This window comes from Streptomyces sp. DF42 (assembly GCF_058267695.1).
Genome location: NZ_CM177859.1, coordinates 1749641 through 1771143, shown reverse-complemented (window position 1 = coordinate 1771143; position 21503 = coordinate 1749641). Strand labels below are relative to the sequence as shown.

20 protein-coding genes are annotated in these 21503 nt (G+C 70.3%); 16 read left to right on the top strand and 4 right to left on the bottom strand.

All coding sequences use genetic code 11. The annotated features are described in order from the left end of the window. Positions 1–16: 16 nt before the first annotated feature. Positions 17–742: a 3'-5' exonuclease gene (locus ACYUED_RS08030; protein WP_266510776.1), complete on the bottom strand. Its 726-nt coding sequence runs from the start codon at positions 740–742 to the stop codon at positions 17–19. A 169-nt stretch (positions 743–911) separates the two neighbouring features. Between ACYUED_RS08030 and ACYUED_RS08025 the strand changes: the two genes are divergently transcribed. From ACYUED_RS08025 to thrS, 3 genes are all read left to right on the top strand, one after another. Next, on the top strand, positions 912–1478 hold the full coding sequence (locus ACYUED_RS08025) for a DUF4365 domain-containing protein (protein WP_491291588.1): 567 nt from the start codon (positions 912–914) through the stop codon (positions 1476–1478). After that, a complete protein-coding gene (locus ACYUED_RS08020; RefSeq protein WP_491291587.1) occupies positions 1475–2710 on the top strand; it encodes a hypothetical protein in 1236 nt (411 codons plus the stop codon). Before ACYUED_RS08025 ends, ACYUED_RS08020 begins: the two co-directional genes overlap by 4 nt. Positions 2711–2831: 121 nt before the next feature. Beyond that, positions 2832–4817, top strand: a complete 1986-nt coding sequence (thrS, locus tag ACYUED_RS08015) for a threonine--tRNA ligase (protein ID WP_491291586.1) — start codon at positions 2832–2834, stop codon at positions 4815–4817. Positions 4818–4848: 31 nt separating this feature from the next. On the opposite strand, the gene ACYUED_RS08010 is transcribed toward thrS, so the two are convergent. Next, on the bottom strand, positions 4849–5505 hold the full coding sequence (locus tag ACYUED_RS08010; RefSeq protein WP_491291585.1) for a potassium channel family protein: 657 nt from the start codon (positions 5503–5505) through the stop codon (positions 4849–4851). A 79-nt stretch (positions 5506–5584) separates the two neighbouring features. On the opposite strand from ACYUED_RS08010, the gene ACYUED_RS08005 reads away from it, so the two are divergent. After that, on the top strand, positions 5585–6133 hold the full coding sequence (locus ACYUED_RS08005; RefSeq protein ID WP_491291584.1) for an HIT family protein: 549 nt from the start codon (positions 5585–5587) through the stop codon (positions 6131–6133). A gap of 72 nt (positions 6134–6205) precedes the next feature. Here ACYUED_RS08005 and ACYUED_RS08000 read toward each other — a convergent pair whose 3' ends face one another. Both ACYUED_RS08000 and ACYUED_RS07995 read right to left on the bottom strand, forming a co-directional pair. Next, positions 6206–7867: an AbeC-like domain-containing protein gene (locus tag ACYUED_RS08000; protein WP_491291583.1), complete on the bottom strand. Its 1662-nt coding sequence runs from the start codon at positions 7865–7867 to the stop codon at positions 6206–6208. A gap of 185 nt (positions 7868–8052) precedes the next feature. Continuing rightward, the gene (locus ACYUED_RS07995; protein ID WP_491291582.1) at positions 8053–10251 is read right to left on the bottom strand and encodes an elongation factor G-like protein EF-G2; all 2199 of its coding nucleotides are present in this window, start codon (positions 10249–10251) and stop codon (positions 8053–8055) included. A 282-nt stretch (positions 10252–10533) separates the two neighbouring features. Here ACYUED_RS07995 and pgsA point away from each other — a divergent pair, with 282 nt between their 5' ends. From pgsA to secD, 12 genes are all read left to right on the top strand, one after another. After that, entirely contained in the window at positions 10534–11220 is a 687-nt protein-coding gene (gene pgsA / locus ACYUED_RS07990; protein ID WP_491291581.1) for a phosphatidylinositol phosphate synthase, read from the top strand. Next, on the top strand, positions 11217–12143 hold the full coding sequence (locus ACYUED_RS07985; protein WP_491291580.1) for a phosphatidylinositol mannoside acyltransferase: 927 nt from the start codon (positions 11217–11219) through the stop codon (positions 12141–12143). The genes pgsA and ACYUED_RS07985 overlap by 4 nt, the downstream gene beginning before the upstream one ends. Continuing rightward, positions 12140–13309: a glycosyltransferase family 4 protein gene (locus ACYUED_RS07980; protein WP_491291579.1), complete on the top strand. Its 1170-nt coding sequence runs from the start codon at positions 12140–12142 to the stop codon at positions 13307–13309. Before ACYUED_RS07985 ends, ACYUED_RS07980 begins: the two co-directional genes overlap by 4 nt. 214 nt (positions 13310–13523) lie before the next feature. Then, the gene (locus tag ACYUED_RS07975; protein ID WP_491291578.1) at positions 13524–14075 is read left to right on the top strand and encodes a LemA family protein; all 552 of its coding nucleotides are present in this window, start codon (positions 13524–13526) and stop codon (positions 14073–14075) included. 117 nt (positions 14076–14192) lie between these two features. After that, a complete protein-coding gene (gene pdxS, locus ACYUED_RS07970; RefSeq protein ID WP_491291577.1) occupies positions 14193–15104 on the top strand; it encodes a pyridoxal 5'-phosphate synthase lyase subunit PdxS in 912 nt (303 codons plus the stop codon). Positions 15105–15110: 6 nt separating this feature from the next. Further along, the gene (gene pdxT, locus ACYUED_RS07965) at positions 15111–15707 is read left to right on the top strand and encodes a pyridoxal 5'-phosphate synthase glutaminase subunit PdxT (protein ID WP_491291576.1); all 597 of its coding nucleotides are present in this window, start codon (positions 15111–15113) and stop codon (positions 15705–15707) included. Between the two features lie 58 nt (positions 15708–15765). Beyond that, positions 15766–16518 (top strand): YebC/PmpR family DNA-binding transcriptional regulator, encoded by a 753-nt coding sequence (locus tag ACYUED_RS07960; RefSeq protein ID WP_491291575.1) that lies wholly within the window; start codon positions 15766–15768, stop codon positions 16516–16518. A 120-nt stretch (positions 16519–16638) separates the two neighbouring features. Further along, on the top strand, positions 16639–17187 hold the full coding sequence (gene ruvC, locus ACYUED_RS07955; protein ID WP_491291574.1) for a crossover junction endodeoxyribonuclease RuvC: 549 nt from the start codon (positions 16639–16641) through the stop codon (positions 17185–17187). Then, positions 17184–17789 carry a Holliday junction branch migration protein RuvA gene (ruvA, locus tag ACYUED_RS07950; protein WP_491291573.1) on the top strand — a complete coding sequence of 202 codons (606 nt, stop codon included), beginning with the start codon at positions 17184–17186 and terminating at the stop codon, positions 17787–17789. The genes ruvC and ruvA overlap by 4 nt, the downstream gene beginning before the upstream one ends. 32 nt (positions 17790–17821) lie before the next feature. Then, complete coding sequence (ruvB, locus tag ACYUED_RS07945; protein ID WP_491291572.1) at positions 17822–18916, top strand: Holliday junction branch migration DNA helicase RuvB; 1095 nt, start codon at positions 17822–17824, stop codon at positions 18914–18916. A gap of 186 nt (positions 18917–19102) precedes the next feature. Beyond that, complete coding sequence (gene yajC / locus ACYUED_RS07940; RefSeq protein ID WP_405626728.1) at positions 19103–19594, top strand: preprotein translocase subunit YajC; 492 nt, start codon at positions 19103–19105, stop codon at positions 19592–19594. Between the two features lie 132 nt (positions 19595–19726). Beyond that, a complete protein-coding gene (gene secD, locus ACYUED_RS07935; RefSeq protein ID WP_491291571.1) occupies positions 19727–21502 on the top strand; it encodes a protein translocase subunit SecD in 1776 nt (591 codons plus the stop codon). Position 21503: the final 1 nt, after the last annotated feature.

Genomic DNA, 21503 nt, shown 5'->3' with positions numbered 1-21503 from the left:
TTGTGCGCCGGCTTCGTCATGCTGCCGCAGGCAGGTCCGGCCGCAGTGGCCACGCGGTGTTCACCACCTCCGGCGTGCCGCTCTTGGCGAACCACGCCTGCAGGCCGCGGGCCTGGGCGGCGTGCCACGTCGTCTGCAGGGTGTGCAGTTCGGCCGGGGAGAGACGCTCGAGCCGGGTGGCGAAACGGCGTCCGAGGGCCCGTACGACATCCAGCGCGGCCAGTGCGTCCGCGGCCGCGTCGTGCGCGCCCTCCAGGGTGACGTCGTAGTGCGCGCACAGGTCGGTCAGGGTGCGGCGGCCCTTGCGGTAGCGGTCCAGGTGTTTGTCGAGGACGCGCGGATCGAGGACGCGTAGCGTCGACGCCTCGAACCAGCGGTCGAGAGACGAGGCGCGATGGCGGCGCAACTCGCGGTCCAGGAGCGTCAGATCGAAGGGCGCGTTCATCACGACCAGCGGGCGGGCCATCGCCGCCTGCTCGGCCAGCGCCTCCGCTATCTCGTACACCACCGGCGCCGGCCAGCGGCCGTTGCGCTGCAGGTGTTCGTCCGTCAGCCCGTGCACCGCCGTCGCCCCTTCGGGGACGGGCACACCCGGGTTGACCAGCCAACGGGACACCCGGGGCCGTGCGCCCGGGGCGTCCTGGACGACGACGGCGGCCGACACGATCCGGTCGGTCTCGACGTCAACGCCCGTGGTCTCGGTGTCGAAAGCGGCCAAGGGCCCCTCGTACCAGCACGTCATGCCAACACAACTCCTCGTTCACCCACGGCAGCTGACGTCCCGTCTTCTGCCTGTTTGGTGATACCCGGGCTGTTTGCGCCGTACGCCGGAAGGACACAACAGGAGTACGGGTCTTTGCAGTTCAGCGGCCCGATACGGGGATTCCCTTGGCTTGGAAGGCTGTTTGGTCATGGTGATAGCGCAGCCCGAGCGGGGCGGGCTGCTGCCCGAACGCACGGGCCCCCTTCGCGGCACCCTCGCCACCACCGCGTGCATGGAGACACTGCAGGTGGGCTATCTGCACGCCGTCGCCGCGGCGGCCGGCTGCTCGCTGTCACAGCCCTTTCCGGACAACGGCATCGACTGGCACGTCAGTCACGGCTCACCCGGGCACACCGTCGACGACGAGGTGACCATCAAGGTGCAGCTGAAGTGCACCTACCAGGTCCCGCCGAATCCACCGGGCCGCTCCTTCTCCTTCACGCTCGACAACGACCACCTGCGCAAACTCGCGCGCACGCCCGTCTCGGTGCACAAGATCCTGGTCGTGATGCTCGTCCCGAGATCACAGGACGACTGGCTTCGGGCCAGCCACGACCGCCTCGACCTGCGGCACTGCTGCTACTGGGTCAACCTCGCCGGTCAGGCGGTCACCGGCCGGACCCGGACCACCGTGCGGATACCGACCTCACGCATCTTCGACGACCGCGCGCTGTGCGAGATCATGACGCGGGTCGGGACGGGAGGCAGACCATGACGCACCGCCCCCTTGAGGAGCCGGCCCGGCCGGTGAGGCCGCACCCGGACGACATCGCCGCGGCCGCCTGGCACCGTCCCCCCGAGCCCGGCCAGGTCGACCCCGCCGTCCTCAGCGCCCTGCTGCACCGGCACGGCTGGCAGCGCCGCGGCGGAGCCGCCGGACGGTACGGCCGCTGGACCCCGCCCGGCCCCGGCGGCGGCGGGACGAGCCTCCTCGTGCCCGAGAGCCGCGCCTTCCCCGACAGCGACGACCTGCTCGGCGAGGCGCTGCTCGCCCTGACCCGCAGTGGCACGCCCTCCGCGCGCGAGGTACTGGTCGGACTCGCCGTGCCCAGCGACGAGATCCGCTGGTGGCGGGACGCACCGACCGGACCGGCCGACTCCGCGCCCTGGACCGTCGAGGAACAACTGCGCGCCGCCGCCCGCCAGACGCTGCTCGCCGCGGCGCTCGCCACGCGCGCACGTGCGGGCTACTACGGCGTACGGCACCGCCGGGCCGCCGCCGCTCTGCTGGAGAGCGTCCTCGTCGGACCCGCGGCCGGTGACGGCCGGCTCACCGCGTTCGTGCCCGTGGGCACGGGACGGCCACTGGCCGTACGCCTCCACCAGGCCCTGTACGCCGCCCGCGAGGCCATCGACTACCAGCGGGCCACCGGCGGCATGGACGCTTTCGACGGCGCCGTCGAAGCGGGTGTGAGCCGGGAGCTCACCGAAGCGTTGATCGCCCTGGTGCGCGGCACGGAGGGCGCCAGGATCGGAGTGGAGTGGGCGCCGGCCGCCGGGGTTCCGGAGGGCTGCGCGGCCACCGCCGAGCCGGTCGAGTTCTCGCCCGGCGACCTGCCGGCGCTGCGCGAGGCCGGGGCCCGCTATCTGCGCGAGGAGCCGTCCGTGCCGGTCCGGATCACCGGCACGGTGGTGCGGATGCGCAGGTCGGGGACGCGTGGCGAGGGCAGCGTACGACTGCGCGTGATCGCGGGAGCCGAGGTCCCGCACATCCGGATCACGCTGGACGAGGAGGACTACCGCATCGCGGGCCACGCCCACCTCGTGGGACTGCCGGTACGGCTGCACGGGCGGCTGGAGAGCCGGGGCGGCTTCCGGCGGCTGACGGGGGCCTTTGGGGTCGCGCCGGTACAGGTCGAGGAGGCGGAGCGGGACCGGCTCATGAAGTCGCTGCAGGAGAATCTCGACTTCTTCGAGGAGGCGTGCAGCGGGGACGACTGCGACTGATCCCGGACTGATCTTCTCCAAAGGCAACCGTTTCGCGGTCGGAGGGTCGGGGTCGGTACGATCCCCTATTGCGCGCGTTCCCGGTATGGCGCCGCAGCCCACCTTCAGTCAGGAGAGACCGGTGTCAGACGTCCGTGTGATCATCCAACGCGATTCCGAGCGGGAAGAGCGCGTGGTGACGACGGGGACTACGGCCGCCGAGCTCTTCGCCGGCGAGCGCTCGATCGTCGCCGCGCGCGTGAGTGGCGACCTCAAGGACCTGGCCTATGTGCCGGCCGAGGGCGAGGTCGTGGAGCCGGTGGAGATCACCTCCGAGGACGGCCTGAACATCCTGCGCCACTCCACCGCGCACGTATTGGCGCAGGCCGTGCAGGAGCTGTTCCCCGAGGCCAAGCTGGGCATCGGCCCGCCGGTCAAGGACGGTTTCTACTACGACTTCGACGTCGAGAAGCCGTTCACGCCCGAGGATCTCAAGGCCATCGAGAAGAAGATGCAGGAGATCCAGAAGCGGGGGCAGCGTTTCTCCCGCCGTGTCGTCTCCGACGAGGCGGCGCGCGAGGAACTCGCTGCCGAGCCGTACAAGCTGGAGCTGATCGGCCTCAAGGGCTCGGCCTCTGTTCAGGATGGCGGCGACGGCGCGGACGTCGAGGTCGGCGCCGGTGAGCTGACGATCTACGACAACCTGGACGCCAAGACCGGCGACCTGTGCTGGAAGGACCTCTGCCGCGGTCCCCACCTGCCCTCCACCCGGAACATCCCGGCGTTCAAGCTGATGCGCAACGCGGCCGCCTACTGGCGCGGCAGCGAGAAGAACCCGATGCTCCAGCGCATCTACGGCACCGCCTGGCCCTCCAAGGACGAGCTGAAGGCGCACCTCGACTTCCTCGCCGAGGCCGAGAAGCGCGACCACCGCAAGCTGGGCTCCGAGCTGGACCTCTTCTCGATCCCCGAGCAGATCGGCTCCGGCCTCGCCGTCTTCCACCCCAAGGGCGGCATCGTCCGCCGCGTGATGGAGGACTACTCGCGCCGCCGCCACGAGCAGGAGGGCTACGAGTTCGTCTACACCCCGCACGCGACGAAGGGGAAGCTCTTCGAGACGTCCGGGCACCTGGACTGGTACGCCGACGGCATGTATCCGCCCATGCAGCTCGACGAGGGCGTGGACTACTACCTCAAGCCCATGAACTGCCCGATGCACAACCTGATCTTCGACGCGCGCGGCCGCTCCTACCGTGAACTGCCGCTGCGCCTCTTCGAGTTCGGGACCGTGTACCGGTACGAGAAGTCGGGTGTCGTGCACGGCCTGACCCGCGCCCGCGGCTTCACCCAGGACGACGCACACATCTACTGCACCCGTGAGCAGATGTCGGACGAGCTCGACAAGACGCTCACCTTCGTCCTCGGCCTGCTGCGCGACTACGGCCTGACCGACTTCTACCTGGAGCTCTCCACCAAGGACCCGGAGAAGTTCGTCGGTTCCGACGAGGCCTGGGAGGAAGCCACCGAGACCCTCCGCCAGGTCGCCGAGAAGCAGGGCCTGCCCCTCGTTCCCGACCCGGGCGGCGCCGCCTTCTACGGCCCGAAGATCTCCGTCCAGACCAAGGACGCCATCGGTCGCACCTGGCAGATGTCGACGATCCAGCTTGACTTCAACCTGCCGGAGCGCTTCGACCTGGAGTACACGGGTCCGGACGGCTCCAAGCAGCGCCCGGTCATGATCCACCGCGCGCTGTTCGGCTCGATCGAGCGGTTCTTCGCGGTGCTCCTGGAGCACTACGCGGGCGCCTTCCCGGCGTGGCTGGCTCCGGTCCAGGCGGTCGGCATCCCGATCGGCGACGGGCACGTCGAGTACCTGGAGAAGTTCGCCGCGGCCGCGAAGAAGCAGGGGCTGCGGGTCGAGGTCGACTCCTCCTCCGACCGTATGCAGAAGAAGATCCGCAACGCCCAGAAGCAGAAGGTGCCCTTCATGGTCATCGCGGGCGACGAGGACATGGCGGGCGGCTCGGTCTCCTTCCGCTACCGCGACGGCTCACAGGAGAACGGCATCCCGTTCGACGAGGCCATCGCGAAGATCGCGAAGGTAGTGGAGGACCGGACGCAGGTCTGATCCATCGCTCTGTACGAAGGCTCTCGGGAGGTCAGCTTCCCGGGGGCCTTTCGTCGTCCTCCCGGGCGAACACCTGCAGCAGCCAGGAGGCGAAGGTGCCGGTCACCGCGCCGAGCAGCGCCAACCCGATGGCCATCATGCCGACCGCGATCAGCCGTCCTGTCGGCGTCACCGGGGTGATGTCGCCGTAGCCGACCGTGGTGAGGGTTTCGCAGGTCCACCAGAGTGCGTCCCCGAACGTCCGCATCGACGCCCCAGGCGCCCCGCGTTCCTGCTGGTAGACGGCGAGTGCGCCGGCGAAGCCGAGCAGTACCGTCGCCAGCCCGGAGTACGCGATCACGCGTGCGTGCAGCGCGAGTCGTGGCTTGCCGTGGCGCCGCTGCACGGCTTCGTACACCTTGACGACCCGCAGGGGTCGCAGCAATGGCAGCGCGAGCACCACCGTGTCCAGCAAGTGCGTCCGTACGAAACCCAGCCTCTGTCCGCTCAGCCTCCAGGCCACCGCGTAGTCGACGGCGAACAACGCCCAGGAGGCCAGCAGCACCGCGAGACACAGGTCCCGCCACGCGTCGGACAGGCCGGGGCCCAGGACCAGGACCGCGTACGAGGTGAGGAAGGCCAGGGACGCCAACGCCAGCGGGAGTTCCGTGCGCCGCTGCCAGCGGGCCACTCGACTGTCATCGTCCACTGCCCCAGCTTCGCCCGGCGGGCTTTTCCCGCAACCCCGCCGACACGCCGCGAACGGGCGACGCAATATGCTGCACTGCATGACGAGTGAGCCGGAGCAGCAGTGGGGAGTGGGGACCCAGGACGCGTTCCAGCGTCTGTGGACGCCCCACCGGATGGCCTACATCCAGGGCGAGAACAAGCCGACCGGCCCGGGTGCCGACGACGGCTGCCCCTTCTGCTCCATTCCGGCCAAGTCCGACGAGGACGGACTGATCGTGCGACGCGGCGACCAGGTGTACGCCGTGCTCAACCTCTACCCGTACAACGGCGGCCACCTCATGGTCGTGCCCTACCGTCACGTCGCCGACTACACGGACCTCACGGACTCCGAGACGGCCGAGCTCGCCGCCCTGACCAAGCAGGCGATGACGGCCCTGCGCACCGCGTCCGGCGCCCAGGGCTTCAACATCGGCATGAACCAGGGTTCGGTGGCCGGCGCGGGTATCGCCGCCCACCTCCACCAGCACATCGTTCCGCGCTGGGGCGGCGACACGAACTTCATGCCGGTCGTCGGCCACACCCGGGTGCTGCCGCAGCTGCTGGCGGACACCCGGAAGATGCTGGCGGAGGCCTGGCCGACGGCCTGAGCACCATCAGCCGAAGCGGTTCCTGAGGGAGACAGCCCCCAGGAACCCACGGAACCCACGAACCAACGGAACCTACGCGTCGTAGACGTCGGCCTTCTTCGGAGTCGGGTCCTGCACAGCCGTACTCAGGAACGCGGACCTCGTGCCGAACTTCTCCGTCTCCACGCCGTTCTCCCCCAGCACCCGAATCGCCGCGGCGTGCACCACCCGGAGCACCGGCGTCGCGGCGCGCAGCGCGTCGTCGGCCATGAAGCGGTGGCGCCAGGGCTGGTCGGCCCAGGCATGCCGGAGACCGAAGGGCTCGGGCAGGGTTATCGTGCCGCCCAGCCAGTTCAGCAGGGGCGGGTACCAGGAGATCGGGGCACGGACGGCCAGCCGTACGACCTCGTCGGTGTTGACCAGCGGCAGCGCCACCTTGCGGGTCTCCCAGGGCTTGAAGGACTTCTGGACCTCCTTCGTCGGGGCCTCCGGCTTGCCGGTGAACAGGCCGTTCACGGGACCCAGCGCATGCCCGGTGACCTCGATCCGCAGCGTCTCGTGCAGCACGGTCACCGTGATCATCATGGTGATGACCAGCTGCCCTTCCCACAGCGTCCACTGAACGCCCAGATAGTGCCGGTCACCCGCGCCGAACTGCTGCTTGTTGCAGATGTCCTGTATGGCGTGCGACTTGACCTGGTAGGCGTCCACGTCGGTGCCCTCGGGCCGGGACACCGCCTTCGTGCCCTCCGCGATCGGCGTGACGATCCAGTGCCGTACGGACGGGGTCGGGAAACCGCCGGTGTTCAGCGTGTTCCGCTCCAGCATGCGCAGCTGGTCGTGGATCGCCCGGATGACGTCCCAGCTGCGGAAGGGATGGATCTCCCGCGTGGGATCCGCCGACACCAGGTCCTCGGCGAGCTGCCAGCTGCCCCAGCGCGTGCCCATGCCGAGGATGCCCTTGGGGCCCGCGTAGAAGACCGAGTTGGACTGCTGCTCGGCGCTCAGTTTGGCGAGCGCCTGGCGCAGCTGGTCCGCCTTGGTCTCGCCCGGGCTGGTCGGCACCGCCTCGGGCACCTTGGCGCCGATGCTGCTGCCGGCCAGCAGGCTGTCCCAGCGCCCGCGCAGGTCCTTCGCCGTGCGCTCGCAGATCTGCTTGGCCCAGAACCAGCCGATGACGGGCATGACGACACAGGCCCGCGCGTACCAGGCCCAGAACCCGGTGAAGGGCATCCGGATCAGGAAGAGCACGGCCAGTGCGCCCACCGCCACCAGCAGCGTCGTCGCCATCGCGCCGGCCCGCTTGTCCTCCCGCTTGGAGACCGTGGTGCGGATCGAGAAGACCAGCAGCCACACCAGCAGCCCCGGCAGGAACAGCACACCGCACAGCACCATGACGATGCTCAGCATCTGGTCTCGGGCCTTGCGGATGTTGTTCGCCGCGAGGCAGTGCTCGACGGTGACCTGCGGCTCGGCGCCGAAGGACTGGATGAGCGGCTTGCGGCCGGGGCCCACCATGCGGTCCACGACCGCCCGGGAGAAGGCCTCACCCAGGTTGGGCCGGAATATCGTGCCCCACTTCAGGCCGGGCTTCACGGTGGTCTGGTGCCACTCGTTGTCAGCCTTCTTGATGTCTATGACCGGGTTGTCCCGGTATGCCGCAGAGGCCAGCGCGAACGTCGCCGTCTGTGCCTGGTCGCCCGTGCGCGGCACCTGTGGACCGAAGATGTCCCCGTAGCCGCTGTCAACGGTCATTCCCGCCCCCGATCGCTGCCGGATGTCGCCTCTGCGGCTTTCCCGACTTCCTTGCTTCGCACACCTGTTGATCAGGTCATCAGCGTATCCGCAGGCGCCGACATTCGTCGGCGGACGGCCGAAGCCGCCCGCCGACGCGGAGGGGAGCGTTCCACAAAAGCGACTTGAGAGCGCCCGGCGCCCAACTACGAGGCGGCGCGCACCTCTTCACGAATCCTTTCTGCGACCTGCGGCGGCATCGGCTCGTGCCGCGCGTACGCACGGTTGAAGCGCGCGGTGCCGTGCGAGACGGAGCGCAGATCCACCGCGTACCGCCCGATCTCGATCTCGGGCACCTCGGCCCGTACGAGCGTCCGGCTGCCGGTGGTCTGTTCCGTGCCGAGCACCCGGCCGCGCCGTCCGGACAGGTCGCTCATGACGGCGCCCACGTAGTCGTCGCCGACCAGAATGGTCACCTCCGCCACGGGCTCCAGGAGGTGGATCTTCACGTCGGCCGCGGCCTCCCGCAGTGCCAGCGCGCCGGCCGTCTGGAACGCCGCGTCGGAGGAGTCCACGGAGTGCGCCTTGCCGTCCAGCAGCGTCACGCGGACGTCGATGAGCGGATAGCCCGCGGCAACTCCCTTGGCCGCCTGGGCCCTTACCCCCTTCTCGACGGACGGGATGAACTGCCGCGGCACCGCGCCGCCGACGACCTTGTCCACGAACTCGATGCCCGAACCGCCCGGCAGCGGCTCCACCTCGATCTCGCAGATCGCGTACTGCCCGTGCCCGCCGGACTGCTTCACATGGCGCCCGCGCCCACCGGACTTGGCCGCGAACGTCTCCCGCAGGGAGACCTTGTGCGGTACGACGTCGACCTGGACGCCGTAGCGGCTGCGCAGCCGCTCCAGCGCGACGTCGGCGTGCGCCTCGCCCAGGCACCACAGCACCACCTGGTGGGTGTTCGGGTTCTGTTCGAGCCGCATGGTCGGATCCTCGGCGACCAGCCGGGACAGGCCCTGCGAGAGCTTGTCCTCGTCCGCCTTGCTGTGCGCCTCGATGGCGAGCGGCAGGAGCGGGTCGGGCATCTCCCACGGCTCCATGAGCAGCGGGTCGTCCTTGGCCGAGAGGGTGTCGCCGGTCTCCGCGCGGCCGAGTTTCGCCACGCACACCAGATCGCCCGCGATGGCGTGTGTCACCACGCGCTGCTGCTTGCCGAAGGGGGTGGACAGCCCACCGACGCGCTCGTCGACGTCGTGGTCCTCGTGCCCGCGGTCCGCCAGGCCGTGTCCGGAGACGTGCACCGTCTCGTCGGGGCGCAGCGTGCCGGAGAAGACGCGGACCATGGAGACGCGGCCGACGTAGGGGTCGGAGGCGGTCTTCACGACCTCGGCGACCAGCGGACCCTCGGTGTCACAGGGTTTGATCTCGCGCGGCTTGCCGTTGATGGTCGTGACCCCCGGCGTGGGGTGCTCGAACGGCGTCGGGAACCCGCCGGTGACCAGCTCCAGCAGCTCGACCGTGCCGATCCCCTGCCGGGCGCCCTCGGCCGCGGGGGCGGCGGCCAGCACCGGGAAGAAGACCCCGCGCGCCACGGCCCGCTCCAGGTCCTCCACGAGCGTCCTGAAGTCGATCTGCTCGCCGCCCAGATAGCGGTCCATGAGGGTCTCGTCCTCGCTCTCCGAGATGATCCCCTCGATCAGCCGGTTGCGTGCCTCCTCCATCTCGGGCAGCTGGTCCTCGCCCGGTTCGGACTCCTTGCGCTCCCCGGACGCGTAGTCGAAGAGCTTCTGCGACAGCAGCCCGACCAGCCCGGTCACGGGCGCGTGCCCGTCGGGCCCCTGCGGGCCGTGCAGCGGCAGGTACAGCGGGATCACCGCGTCCGGGTCGTCCCCGCCGAAGGCCTCCGCGCAGGTCCGCGTCATCCCCTCGAAGTCCGCCCGGGCGGACTCCAGGTGTGTGATCACGATCGCCCGGGGCATGCCGACGGCCGCGCACTCCTCCCACACCATGCGGGTCGAGCCGTCCACGCCGTCGGAGGCCGAGACGACGAAAAGGGCCGCGTCCGCGGCTCGCAGACCGGCCCTGAGTTCCCCGACGAAGTCGGCGTATCCGGGGGTGTCGAGGAGATTGACCTTGATGCCGTCCCATTCGACCGGCACCAGGGAGAGCTGTACCGAGCGTTGCTGCCGGTGCTCGATCTCGTCGTAGTCGGAGACGGTGCCGCCGTCCTCCACACGGCCCGCCCTGTTCACTGCTCCCGCCGTCAGCGCGAGAGCTTCCACCAATGTCGTCTTGCCCGATCCGGAGTGGCCGACCAGCACCACATTCCGTACGGACGCGGGGTGGTCGGCCGCCGTTGCCCTGCCGGCGGCTCCGGAGTGTGCATTTGCCTTGTCGCCCATGGCCTTGCCTCCCGTGCACGGTGAGGTCACTGTGGGCGCGGGCATGCCGGGCCGCGTGCGGTGGCGGCTCGATGACGCCCGCGGTTCTTCGAGCTTTCCACTCCCTTCACGGTGCGTCCATACAGAGGACGCGATCGCGCCGCCTGCCGTCGGCTGCGGGCCATCCGCCGGATCTCCGCACAGACGTCCGGGTGCCCGGCCGTCGCACAAGCGCGCGCGTGGCTACGATGGGCCAGCCGGTGGCCAGCAGGGGCCGCGGCCACACCGACCGTCGGGAAGGCCATGCTGAACAAGTACGCGCGTGCATTTTTCACGCGTGTCCTCACACCGTTCGCCGCGTTTCTCATCCGGCGGGGCGTGAGCCCCGACACGGTCACGCTCCTCGGTACCGCCGGCGTGGTCGCGGGCGCGCTGGTCTTCTACCCCATGGGCGAGTTCTTCTGGGGCACGGTCGTGATCACGCTGTTCGTGTTCTCCGACCTCGTCGACGGCAACATGGCGCGCCAGCTGGGCCGTAGCAGCCGCTGGGGCGCCTTCCTGGACTCCACGCTCGACCGGGTCGCCGACGGCGCGATCTTCGGTGGATTCGCCCTCTGGTACGCGGGCGGCGGAGACGACATCGCCCTGTGCGCCGTCTCGATCTTCTGCCTGGCCAGCGGCCAGGTGGTGTCGTACACCAAGGCCCGGGGCGAGTCGATCGGCCTGCCGGTCGCCGTCAACGGTCTCGTGGAGCGAGCCGAGCGCCTGGTCATCTCCCTGGTCGCGGCCGGGGTCGCCGGACTGCACAAGTTCGGCGTGCCGGGGGTCCAGTACCTGCTGCCCGTCGCGCTGTGGATCGTCGCCGTGGGCAGCCTCGTCACGCTGATCCAGCGGGTCGTCACGGTCCGTCGTGAGTCGGCGGAGGCGGAGGCGGAGGCCGGGGCGGCCCCGCCGGAGAACGCCTCGCAGGGGAGTGAGGCGGCGAAGTGAGCGCCCGGGATCAGCTCACCGACGCCCTGTACGGCCTCGGCTGGGGCACGGTCAAGAAGCTTCCCGAGCCGGTCGCCGTACGCCTCGGGCGCACCATCGCCGACCTTGTCTGGAAGCAGCGCGGCAAGGGCGTGCAGCGCCTGGAGAGCAACTACGCGCGCGTGCTGCCGGACGCGAGCCCCGAGCGCCTGGCCGAGCTCTCGCGCGCCGGCATGCGCTCCTACCTGCGCTACTGGATGGAGTCCTTCCGGCTCCCGGCGTGGCACGCGGACCGCATAAGGAACGGCTTCGACCCCAAGGGCCTGCACCACCTGACCGACGGGATCGCCTCCGACCGGGGCGTCGTCCTCGCGCTGCCGCACATGGCCAACTGGGACCTCGCGGGCGCCTGGGTCACCACGAAGCTGGAGACGCCGTTCACGACGGTCGCCGAACGCCTGAAGCCGGAGACGCTGTACGACCGCTTCGTCGCCTACCGCGAGGGCCTCGGCATGGAGGTACTGCCGCACAGCGGCGGCACCGCCTTCGGCACCCTGGCCAGGCGACTGCGTGACGGCGGCCTGGTCTGCCTCGTCGCCGAGCGCGACCTGTCGTCCTCGGGCGTCGAGGTCCGGTTCTTCGGCGAGGCCACGCGGATGCCGGCCGGCCCCGCCCTCCTCGCCCAGCAGACCGGCGCACTGCTCCTGCCGGTCACCCTCTGGTACGACGACTCGCCCGTCATGCAGGGGCGCGTGCACCCACCGGTCGAGGTGCCCGAGACAGGCAGCCGGGCCGAAAAGACGTCTGTCATGACACAGGCGCTGGCCGATGCCTTCGCCACGGGGATCGCCGACCATCCGGAGGACTGGCACATGCTCCAGCGCTTGTGGCTCAAGGACCTCGAACCGCGACCAGCCGACGGTGCGACCGGGGAGCGGCCGTGAGGATCGGCATCGTGTGCCCGTACTCCTGGGACGTGCCCGGCGGCGTCCAGTTCCACATCCGTGACCTCGCGGAGTACTTCATCCGGCTGGGCCACGAGGTCTCCGTCCTGGCGCCCGCCGACGACGACACCCCGCTGCCGCCGTACGTCGTCTCGGCCGGCCGCGCGGTCCCGGTGCCGTACAACGGCTCGGTGGCCCGGCTGAACTTCGGCTTCCTGAGCGCCGCCCGCGTGCGCCGCTGGCTGCACGACGGCGAGTTCGACGTCGTGCACATCCACGAACCGACCTCCCCGTCGCTGGGCCTGCTGACCTGCTGGGCGGCATCCGGCCCGATCGTCGCCACCTTCCACACCTCGAACCCCCGCTCGCGGGCGATGATCGCCGCGTACGCGATCCTCCAGGCGGCCCTGGAGAAGATCAGCGCGCGCATCGCGGTGAGCGAGTACGCCCGCCGCACCCTCGTCGAACATCTCGGCGGCGACGCGGTCGTCATCCCGAACGGCGTCGACGTCGACTTCTTCGCCGGGGCCAAGCCCAAGCCCGAGTGGCAGGGAGACACCATCGGCTTCATCGGCCGCATCGACGAGCCCCGCAAGGGCCTGCCGGTTCTGATGAAGGCGCTCCCGGCGATCCTCGCCGCCCGCCCGCAGACGCGCCTGCTGGTCGCCGGCCGGGGCGACGAGGAGGAGGCGGTCGAGACCCTGCCCGCCGAACTCCGCTCCCGCGTCGAGTTCCTGGGCATGATCAGCGACGAGGACAAGGCCCGCTTCCTGCGCAGTGTCGACCTCTACGTCGCCCCCAACACCGGCGGCGAGAGCTTCGGCATCATCCTCGTCGAGGCCATGTCCGCCGGCGCACCCGTCCTCGCCGCCGACCTGGACGCCTTCGCCCAGGTCCTCGACCAGGGCGCGGCGGGCGCACTCTTCGCCAACGAGGACTCCGGCGCGCTGGCGGAGGCGGCCCTGCGGCTGCTGGGGGACCCGGAGCGCCGGGCCGAGCTGCGCGAGCGGGGGAGCGCGCACGTACGGCGCTTCGACTGGTCGACCGTCGGGGCGGACATCCTGTCGGTGTACGAGACGGTCACGGCGGGCGCGGCCGCGGTCGCGGCGGCGGACGACGACCGCGGGCCGGGGCTGCGGGCGCGGCTGGGGCTGGCACGGGACTGACGACGGCAGGTCCCGGCGGCTGACCCCGGCGGTGACCGCGGCAGTTCCCGCGGTGAACGCGGCGGGTTCCGGCGGTGACCACGGCGGGCGGTGGCGGGCCACGGCGGTTCCCGGCGGTGACCCCGGCGGGTCCGGCGGGTCGACCGGAATCCCGCCGGACTTCCGTCACGGCTGATCACAACTGCCCCTCGGTACCCCGGTAACGTGACCGCCCGTGACAGCAACCCTCATCTGGATCCTCGCCGCCCTGCTCGCGATCGGCCTCTACCTGAGCTGGACGGCGGGCCGGCTGGACCGGCTGCACGCCCGGATCGACGCAGCCCGTGCCGCGCTCGACGCGCAGCTGCTGCGCCGGGCCTCCGTGGCCCAGGAACTCGCCACCTCCGGCGTCCTCGACCCGGCCGCCTCGATCGTCCTGTACGAGGCCGCGCACGCGGCCCGGCAGGCCGAGGAGGAGCAGCGGGAGGTCGCCGAGAGCGAGCTGAGCCAGGCACTGCGGGCCGTGTTCGCGGTGCCGCAGCAGGTGGAGGTGGTGCGCGAGGCACCCGGCGGGGACGAGGCCGCCCACGAACTGACCGAGGCGGTGCTGCGGGTCCCGATGGCCCGACGCTTCCACAACGACGCCGTGGGCGCGGCCCGCAGGCTGCGCGAACACCGCAAGGTGCGCTGGTTCCGGCTGGCCGGACACGCTCCCTTCCCGATGGCCTTCGAGATGGACGACGAGCCGCCTGCGGCCCTGGCCGACCGGGTCGCCCAGCAGCCATAACCCCACCGCGGTCCGCAAAAGGATCCACCGGCTTGCCATTGGCCCTTGCTGTGGACTGGCCCATTCGCGTTTCCTCGGTGTCTGCAGAAACCCTCTTTCACCGAGTGAGGTCAACCCGTGTCCAGCACGCTCTCCGAAAACCAGGCCCCCGAGACCGGCACCGCGCGCGTGAAGCGCGGCATGGCCGAGCAGCTCAAGGGTGGCGTGATCATGGACGTCGTCACGCCGGAGCAGGCGAAGATCGCCGAGGACGCGGGCGCCGTCGCCGTCATGGCCCTGGAGCGGGTCCCGGCCGACATCCGCAAGGACGGCGGCGTGGCCCGTATGTCCGACCCGGACATGATCGAGGGCATCATCGAGGCCGTCTCGATCCCGGTCATGGCCAAGTCCCGCATCGGCCACTTCGTCGAGGCCCAGGTCCTGCAGTCCCTCGGCGTCGACTACATCGACGAGTCCGAGGTCCTCACCCCGGCCGACGAGGTCAACCACTCCGACAAGTGGGCGTTCACCACCCCCTTCGTCTGCGGTGCCACCAACCTGGGCGAGGCCCTGCGCCGTATCGCCGAGGGCGCGGCCATGATCCGCTCCAAGGGCGAGGCCGGCACCGGCAACGTCGTCGAGGCCGTCCGCCACCTGCGCCAGATCAAGAACGAGATCGCCCGCCTGCGCGGCTACGACAACAACGAGCTGTACGCCGCCGCCAAGGACCTGCGCGCCCCGTACGAGCTGGTCAAGGAAGTCTCCGAGCTCGGCAAGCTCCCGGTGGTCCTGTTCTCCGCCGGTGGCGTCGCCACCCCCGCCGACGCCGCGCTCATGCGCCAGCTCGGCGCCGAGGGCGTCTTCGTCGGCTCCGGCATCTTCAAGTCGGGCGACCCGGCCAAGCGTGCCGCCGCCATCGTGAAGGCGACCACGTTCTACGACGACCCCAAGATCATCGCGGACGCGTCCCGCAACCTGGGCGAGGCCATGGTCGGCATCAACTGCGACACCCTCCCCGAGGCCGAGCGCTACGCCAACCGCGGCTGGTAATCACCCATGAGCACTCCTGTCATAGGCGTCCTGGCCCTTCAGGGCGACGTCCGGGAGCACCTCGTCGCCCTGGCCGCGGCCGATGCCGTGGCCAGGCCGGTGCGGCGCCCCGAGGAACTCGCCGAGGTGGACGGCCTCGTCATCCCCGGCGGCGAGTCCACGACCATCTCCAAGCTGGCCGTCCTCTTCGGCGTCATGGAGCCCCTACGCGCGCGCGTGCGTGACGGCATGCCCGTCTACGGCACCTGCGCGGGCATGATCATGCTCGCCGACAAGATCCTCGACCCGCGCTCGGGCCAGGAGACCATCGGCGGCATCGACATGATCGTGCGCCGCAACGCCTTCGGCCGCCAGAACGAGTCCTTCGAAGCGGCGGTCCACGTCCGGGGCGTCGCGGGCGATCCCGTGGAGGGCGTCTTCATCCGCGCCCCCTGGGTCGAGTCCGTCGGCGCCGAGACCGAGGTGCTCGCCGAGCACGAGGGCCACATCGTCGCGGTCCGTCAGGGCAACGCGCTCGCCACGTCCTTCCACCCGGAACTGACCGGCGACCACCGCGTGCACTCCCTCTTTGTCGACATCGTGCGCGCGAACCGGATGCCGTAATCCTTGTAGGATCTCAGGCGTTGGTTGCAGAGATGGGTTACGCGAAGGAGACAGGCAGATGTCCGGCCACTCTAAATGGGCTACGACGAAGCACAAGAAGGCCGTGATCGACGCCAAGCGCGGCAAGCTCTTCGCGAAGCTGATCAAGAACATCGAGGTGGCTGCCCGGATGGGCGGCGTCGACATCGAGGGCAACCCCACTCTCTACGACGCCATCCAGAAGGCGAAGAAGCAGTCGGTCCCGAACAAGAACATCGACTCCGCGGTCAAGCGCGGCGGCGGCCTCGAGGCCGGCGGCGCCGACTACGAGACGATCATGTACGAGGGTTACGGACCGAACGGCGTCGCGGTGCTCATCGAGTGCCTCACCGACAACCGCAACCGCGCCGCCTCGGACGTGCGCGTCGCCATGACCCGCAACGGCGGCAACATGGCCGACCCCGGCTCGGTGTCGTACCTCTTCAACCGCAAGGGCGTCGTCATCGTCCCCAAGGGCGAGCTGAGCGAGGACGACGTCCTCGGGGCCGTCCTGGACGCCGGCGCCGAGGAGGTCAACGACCTCGGCGAGTCCTTCGAGGTGCTCAGCGAGGCCACCGACATGGTCGCCGTCCGCACCGCCCTCCAGGACTCCGGGATCGACTACGACTCCGCCGAGGCCAACTTCGTCCCGACCATGCAGGTCGAACTGGACGAGGAGGGCGCCAGGAAGATCTTCAGGCTGATCGACGCGCTCGAGGACAGCGACGACGTGCAGAACGTCTTCGCCAACTTCGATGTCAGCGACGAGGTCATGGAGAAGGTCGACGCCTAACACGGCCTCGAACGCGGCGGTTTCGGCGGGCCGGTGGGACACGTCCCACCGGCCCGCCGCTGTTGTCGGTGGCAGCGGATAGCCTGGCGTGAAGTCAAAGATCACCGAGGGGAGGGGCACGTGCGCGTACTGGGGGTGGACCCCGGATTGACGCGGTGCGGCGTGGGCGTCGTCGAGGGGGTCGCGGGCCGGCCGCTCACCATGGTGGGCGTCGGCGTCGTACGGACGCCCGCGGACGCCGACTTGGGCCACCGCCTCGTCGCCGTCGAGCAGGGCATCGAGCAGTGGCTGGACGAGTACCGGCCCGAAGTCGTCGCCGTGGAGCGGGTGTTCAGCCAGCACAACGTACGGACCGTGATGGGCACCGCCCAGGCCAGCGCCGTCGCCATGCTGTGCGCTGCCCGCCGCGGCATCCCCGTCGCCCTGCACACCCCCAGCGAGGTCAAGGCCTCGGTCACCGGCAGCGGCCGCGCCGACAAGGCACAGGTCGGCGCCATGGTCACCCGACTGCTCCGGCTCGACGCGCCCCCCAAGCCGGCTGACGCCGCGGACGCCCTCGCGCTCGCCATCTGCCACATCTGGCGCGCCCCCGCCCAGAACCGACTCCAGCAGGCCGTCGCCCTGCACGCAGCCAAAGCACCGACCCCGTCGAAAGGCCGTACGGCATGATCGCCTTCGTGAGCGGCACGGTCGCCGCCCTCGCCCCGGACGCCGCCGTCGTCGAGGTCGGCGGTGTCGGCATGGCCGTGCAGTGCACCCCCAACACGCTCTCCACCCTCCGCATCGGCAAGCCGGCCAAGCTCGCCACCTCCCTGGTCGTCCGCGAGGACTCGCTCACGCTGTACGGCTTCGTGGACGACGACGAACGCCAGGTGTTCGAGCTGCTGCAGACGGCGAGCGGAGTCGGCCCCCGCCTGGCCCAGGCGATGCTGGCGGTGCACTCCCCGGACGCGCTGCGCCGAGCCGTCTCCACCAGCGACGAGAAGGCCCTCATCGCCGTCCCCGGCATCGGCAAGAAGGGCGCCCAGAAGCTGCTGCTGGAGCTCAGGGACCGGCTCGGCGAACCGATCGGCGCCCCGGCCGTCGGTACGGCGGTCACCTCCGGCTGGCGCGACCAGCTGCACGCCGCCCTGATCGGCCTCGGGTACGCCACCCGCGAGGCCGACGAGGCCGTGTCCGCCGTGGCACCGCAGGCCGAGGCGACCGAGGGCACGCCCCAGGTCGGTCAGCTGCTCAAAGCGGCCCTGCAGACCCTCAACCGCGCCCGCTGACCCACCTGCACGAGCCCAGCTAGGAGATCTCAGTGAACTGGGACGACCCGACCGACACACCCGCCGCCGAGCGGCTTGTCGGCCCCGCCGCGGATCGGCTGGTGGACTCTGCTGCCGACGGCGAGGACCAGGCCGTCGAGGCCGCCCTGCGCCCCAAGGACCTGGACGAGTTCATCGGACAGGAGAAGGTCCGCGAGCAGCTCGACCTCGTGCTGCGCGCCGCACGCGCGCGTGGCGCCACCGCCGACCACGTGCTGCTCTCCGGCGCCCCGGGCCTGGGCAAGACCACCCTCTCGATGATCATCGCGGCCGAGATGGGCGCCCCGATCCGCATCACCAGCGGACCCGCCATCCAGCACGCCGGCGACCTCGCCGCGATCCTCTCCTCCCTCCAGGAGGGCGAGGTCCTCTTCCTCGACGAGATCCACCGCATGTCGCGGCCCGCCGAGGAGATGCTGTACATGGCGATGGAGGACTTCCGCGTCGACGTCATCGTCGGCAAGGGCCCCGGCGCCACCGCCATCCCGCTCGAACTGCCCCCGTTCACCCTGGTCGGCGCCACCACGCGCGCGGGCCTGCTGCCGCCCCCGCTGCGCGACCGCTTCGGCTTCACCGCGCACATGGAGTTCTACGAGCCCGCCGAGCTGGAGCGCGTCATCCACCGCTCCGCGAACCTGCTCGACGTCGAGATCCAGGCCGACGGCGCCGCCGAGATCGCCGGCCGCTCCCGCGGCACGCCCCGTATCGCCAACCGCCTGCTGCGCCGCGTGCGCGACTACGCCCAGGTCAAGGCCGACGGATTCATCACCCGCGACATCGCCGCGGCCGCGCTGAAGGTCTACGAGGTCGACGCCCGCGGCCTCGACCGCCTGGACCGCGGAGTTCTGGAGGCCCTGCTCAAGCTGTTCGGCGGCGGTCCCGTCGGCCTGTCGACACTCGCGGTCGCGGTGGGGGAGGAGCGCGAGACCGTCGAGGAGGTCGCCGAACCGTTCCTCGTCCGGGAGGGCCTGCTCGCCCGCACTCCGCGCGGACGGGTCGCCACCCCCGCGGCGTGGGCGCATCTCGGACTCACGCCGCCCCGGTCGGCAACTGCGGGAAACGGACAACAGGACCTGTTCGGGACGTGATGGGTTCGTGACGGCGAGGACATTGGCCCGGTCAGGAACCCAGGTGCCATGCTGAGCGTTGTTCCCTGCGCGTGGACTCGCTTAGACTCCGCCGATGCCGCCTTTGTCGGCGGTATACACACCCCCATCCATGAGGCCGCTTCCATCGCGGTCGTGCGAAGGAAATACCGTCCCGTGAATATCACCATGCTCCTCCCCTTCATCGTGCTTATCGGGGCCATGTTCCTCATGACCCGCTCGGCCAAGCGCAAGCAGCAGCAGGCCGCCGCGATGCGCAACGAGCTGCAGCCCGGCAGCGGCGTCCGCACGATCGGGGGCATGTACGCGACGGTCAAGGAGGTCAACGACGACACGGTCCTCCTCGACGCCGGCCCGGGAGTCGAGCTCCTCTTCGGGAAGAACGCCATCGGTTCCGTGCTCAGCGATGACGAGTACAACCGCATCGTGCACGGCATCGAGCACGACCTGAAGTCCGACACCGACGTGGTCCCGGACGACGCCTCCTCCCTCACCGAGTCCGACGACTCCGCCGACGAAGCTGCCGCCGCCTCCGACGACAAGTCCGTCGACCTCGGCAAGAAGGACGCGACCGAGGAGCCGGCCGACGACACGACGGCCGCCGAGGCCACGTCGGACGCAGAGCCGAAGAAGACCGACGGCGACTCCGAGGCGAAGTAGCCATGCCCCAGGGCGTGCGGTCCGCTTCCGCGCGCCCCGGATCATGCGCAGCTCGCACGGGATCCCGACACCATGTCATGGCCGTCCGCCCGAAGATCCGGCGCGGAGCGGCCCGAGAGGGAGTACGAGAAGGTGGCAGCACCTAAGAAGGGCCGAAGCGCGAGCGCCCAGAGCAAGCCAGGGCGCTCGCTGGCCCTCATCCTGATCGCCATCGTGGCGCTCGCCGGAGGAATGTTCGCCTCCGGAAACGACACTCCGCGTCTTGGTATCGACCTGGCCGGTGGTACGAGCATCACGCTTCAGGCGCAGAACGAGCCGGGCCAGCCCAACGCGATCAACAAGACCAACATGGACACCGCGGTCGCCATCATGAACCGCCGTGTCAACGGTCTGGGCGTGTCCGAAACGGAGGTTCAGACCCAGGGCACCAGCAACATCATCGTCAACATCCCCAGGGGCACGAACTCCGAGGAAGCGCGTCAGCAGGTCGGCACCACCGCCAAGCTGTTCTTCCGCCCGGTGCTCGCCACCGAGGCCTCCGGAGCCGCCGCCACGACCAGCCCGTCATCGAGCGCCTCAAGCAGCCCCTCGGGCAAGGCGACGGACAAGCCGAAGGCGACCTCGTCCTCCTCCGCGAGCCCCTCGGCCACCGCCACTTCGCAGGGGCGCGCCGTCACCGACGCGCTGAAGGCCGGCTCGACGCCGAGCGCCACCGCCTCCTCCAGCGCGAAGGCGTCACCCAGCCCCTCCCCGTCGGCGAGCGGCAGCTCCGCCGCCAGTGACGCAGCCGCCAAGCTGAAGGCGCAGTACGCCGCCCTCGACTGCACCAAGCAGGCTGTCCGGACCACCGCCGGCCAGGGCGCCAAGCCCACCGACACCACCGTCGCCTGCGGCCAGAACGCGCAGCACCAGTGGCAGAAGTACGTCCTCGGCCCCGCCGCCGTCGACGGCACGGACGTCAGCAAGGCCCAGGCCGTCTTCAACACGCAGACCGCCTCCGGCTGGACCGTCACCATGGACTTCACGTCCAAGGGCGCCAAGAAGTTCGCTGACATCACCGGCAAGCTGGCCCAGAACCAGACCCCGCAGAACCAGTTCGCGATCGTCCTCGACGGCAACGTGGTCTCCGACCCGTACGTCAAGCAGGCGCTGACCGGCGGCAACGCGGAGATCTCCGGCAGCTTCACCCAGCAGGAGGCCCAGAGCCTCGCCAACATGCTGTCCTACGGCGCGCTCCCGCTCTCCTTCAAGGTGGCCACCATGACCACCGTGACCGCCGCCCTCGGCGGCGAGCAGCTGCACGCCGGTCTGATCGCGGGCGCGATCGGCCTCGCCCTGGTCGTCATCTACCTGCTGGCCTTCTACCGTGGTCTGTCGATCGTCGCGATCCCCTCGCTGCTGGTGTCCGCGATCCTCACCTACGTGATCATGTCGCTGCTCGGCCCCGCGATCCACTTCGCGCTGAATCTGCCGGCCATCTGCGGTGCGATCGTCGCGATCGGCATCACGGCGGACTCGTTCATCGTGTTCTTCGAACGCATCCGGGACGAGATCCGCGAGGGCCGCTCGCTGCGCCCCGCCGTCGAGCGGGCCTGGCCGCGCGCCCGGCGCACCATCCTCGTCTCCGACTTCGTGTCGTTCCTCGCCGCCGCGGTGCTGTTCATCGTGACCGTCGGCAAGGTCCAGGGCTTCGCGTTCACGCTCGGTCTGACCACCGTGCTCGACGTGGTCGTCGTCTTCTTGTTCACCAAGCCGCTGATGACGATCCTCGCGCGTCGCAGGTTCTTCGCGGGCGGCCACAAGTGGTCGGGGCTCGACCCGAAGGGCCTGGGCGCCAAGCCCCCGCTGCGCCGCACCCGCCGTCCCGCCGGCCCCGTCGCCGGTCCTGTCGACTCGAAGGGAGCGTGAG

Excerpts from the sequence above, each read along its gene's own strand:
- yajC (WP_405626728.1), top strand. The coding sequence starts at position 19,103 with ATGCTCCTCCCCTTCATCGTGCTTATCGGGGCCATGTTCCTCATGACC.
- ACYUED_RS08020 (WP_491291587.1), top strand. The coding sequence starts at position 1,475 with ATGACGCACCGCCCCCTTGAGGAGCCGGCCCGGCCGGTGAGGCCGCAC.
- pgsA (WP_491291581.1), top strand. The coding sequence starts at position 10,534 with ATGCTGAACAAGTACGCGCGTGCATTTTTCACGCGTGTCCTCACACCG.
- ACYUED_RS08000 (WP_491291583.1), bottom strand. The coding sequence starts at position 7,867 with ATGACCGTTGACAGCGGCTACGGGGACATCTTCGGTCCACAGGTGCCG.
- ruvA (WP_491291573.1), top strand. The coding sequence starts at position 17,184 with ATGATCGCCTTCGTGAGCGGCACGGTCGCCGCCCTCGCCCCGGACGCC.
- ACYUED_RS08005 (WP_491291584.1), top strand. The coding sequence starts at position 5,585 with ATGACGAGTGAGCCGGAGCAGCAGTGGGGAGTGGGGACCCAGGACGCG.
- ACYUED_RS07995 (WP_491291582.1), bottom strand. The coding sequence starts at position 10,251 with ATGGGCGACAAGGCAAATGCACACTCCGGAGCCGCCGGCAGGGCAACG.
- ACYUED_RS07960 (WP_491291575.1), top strand. The coding sequence starts at position 15,766 with ATGTCCGGCCACTCTAAATGGGCTACGACGAAGCACAAGAAGGCCGTG.
- ACYUED_RS08030 (WP_266510776.1), bottom strand. The coding sequence starts at position 742 with ATGACGTGCTGGTACGAGGGGCCCTTGGCCGCTTTCGACACCGAGACC.
- pdxT (WP_491291576.1), top strand. The coding sequence starts at position 15,111 with ATGAGCACTCCTGTCATAGGCGTCCTGGCCCTTCAGGGCGACGTCCGG.
- ACYUED_RS08025 (WP_491291588.1), top strand. The coding sequence starts at position 912 with ATGGTGATAGCGCAGCCCGAGCGGGGCGGGCTGCTGCCCGAACGCACG.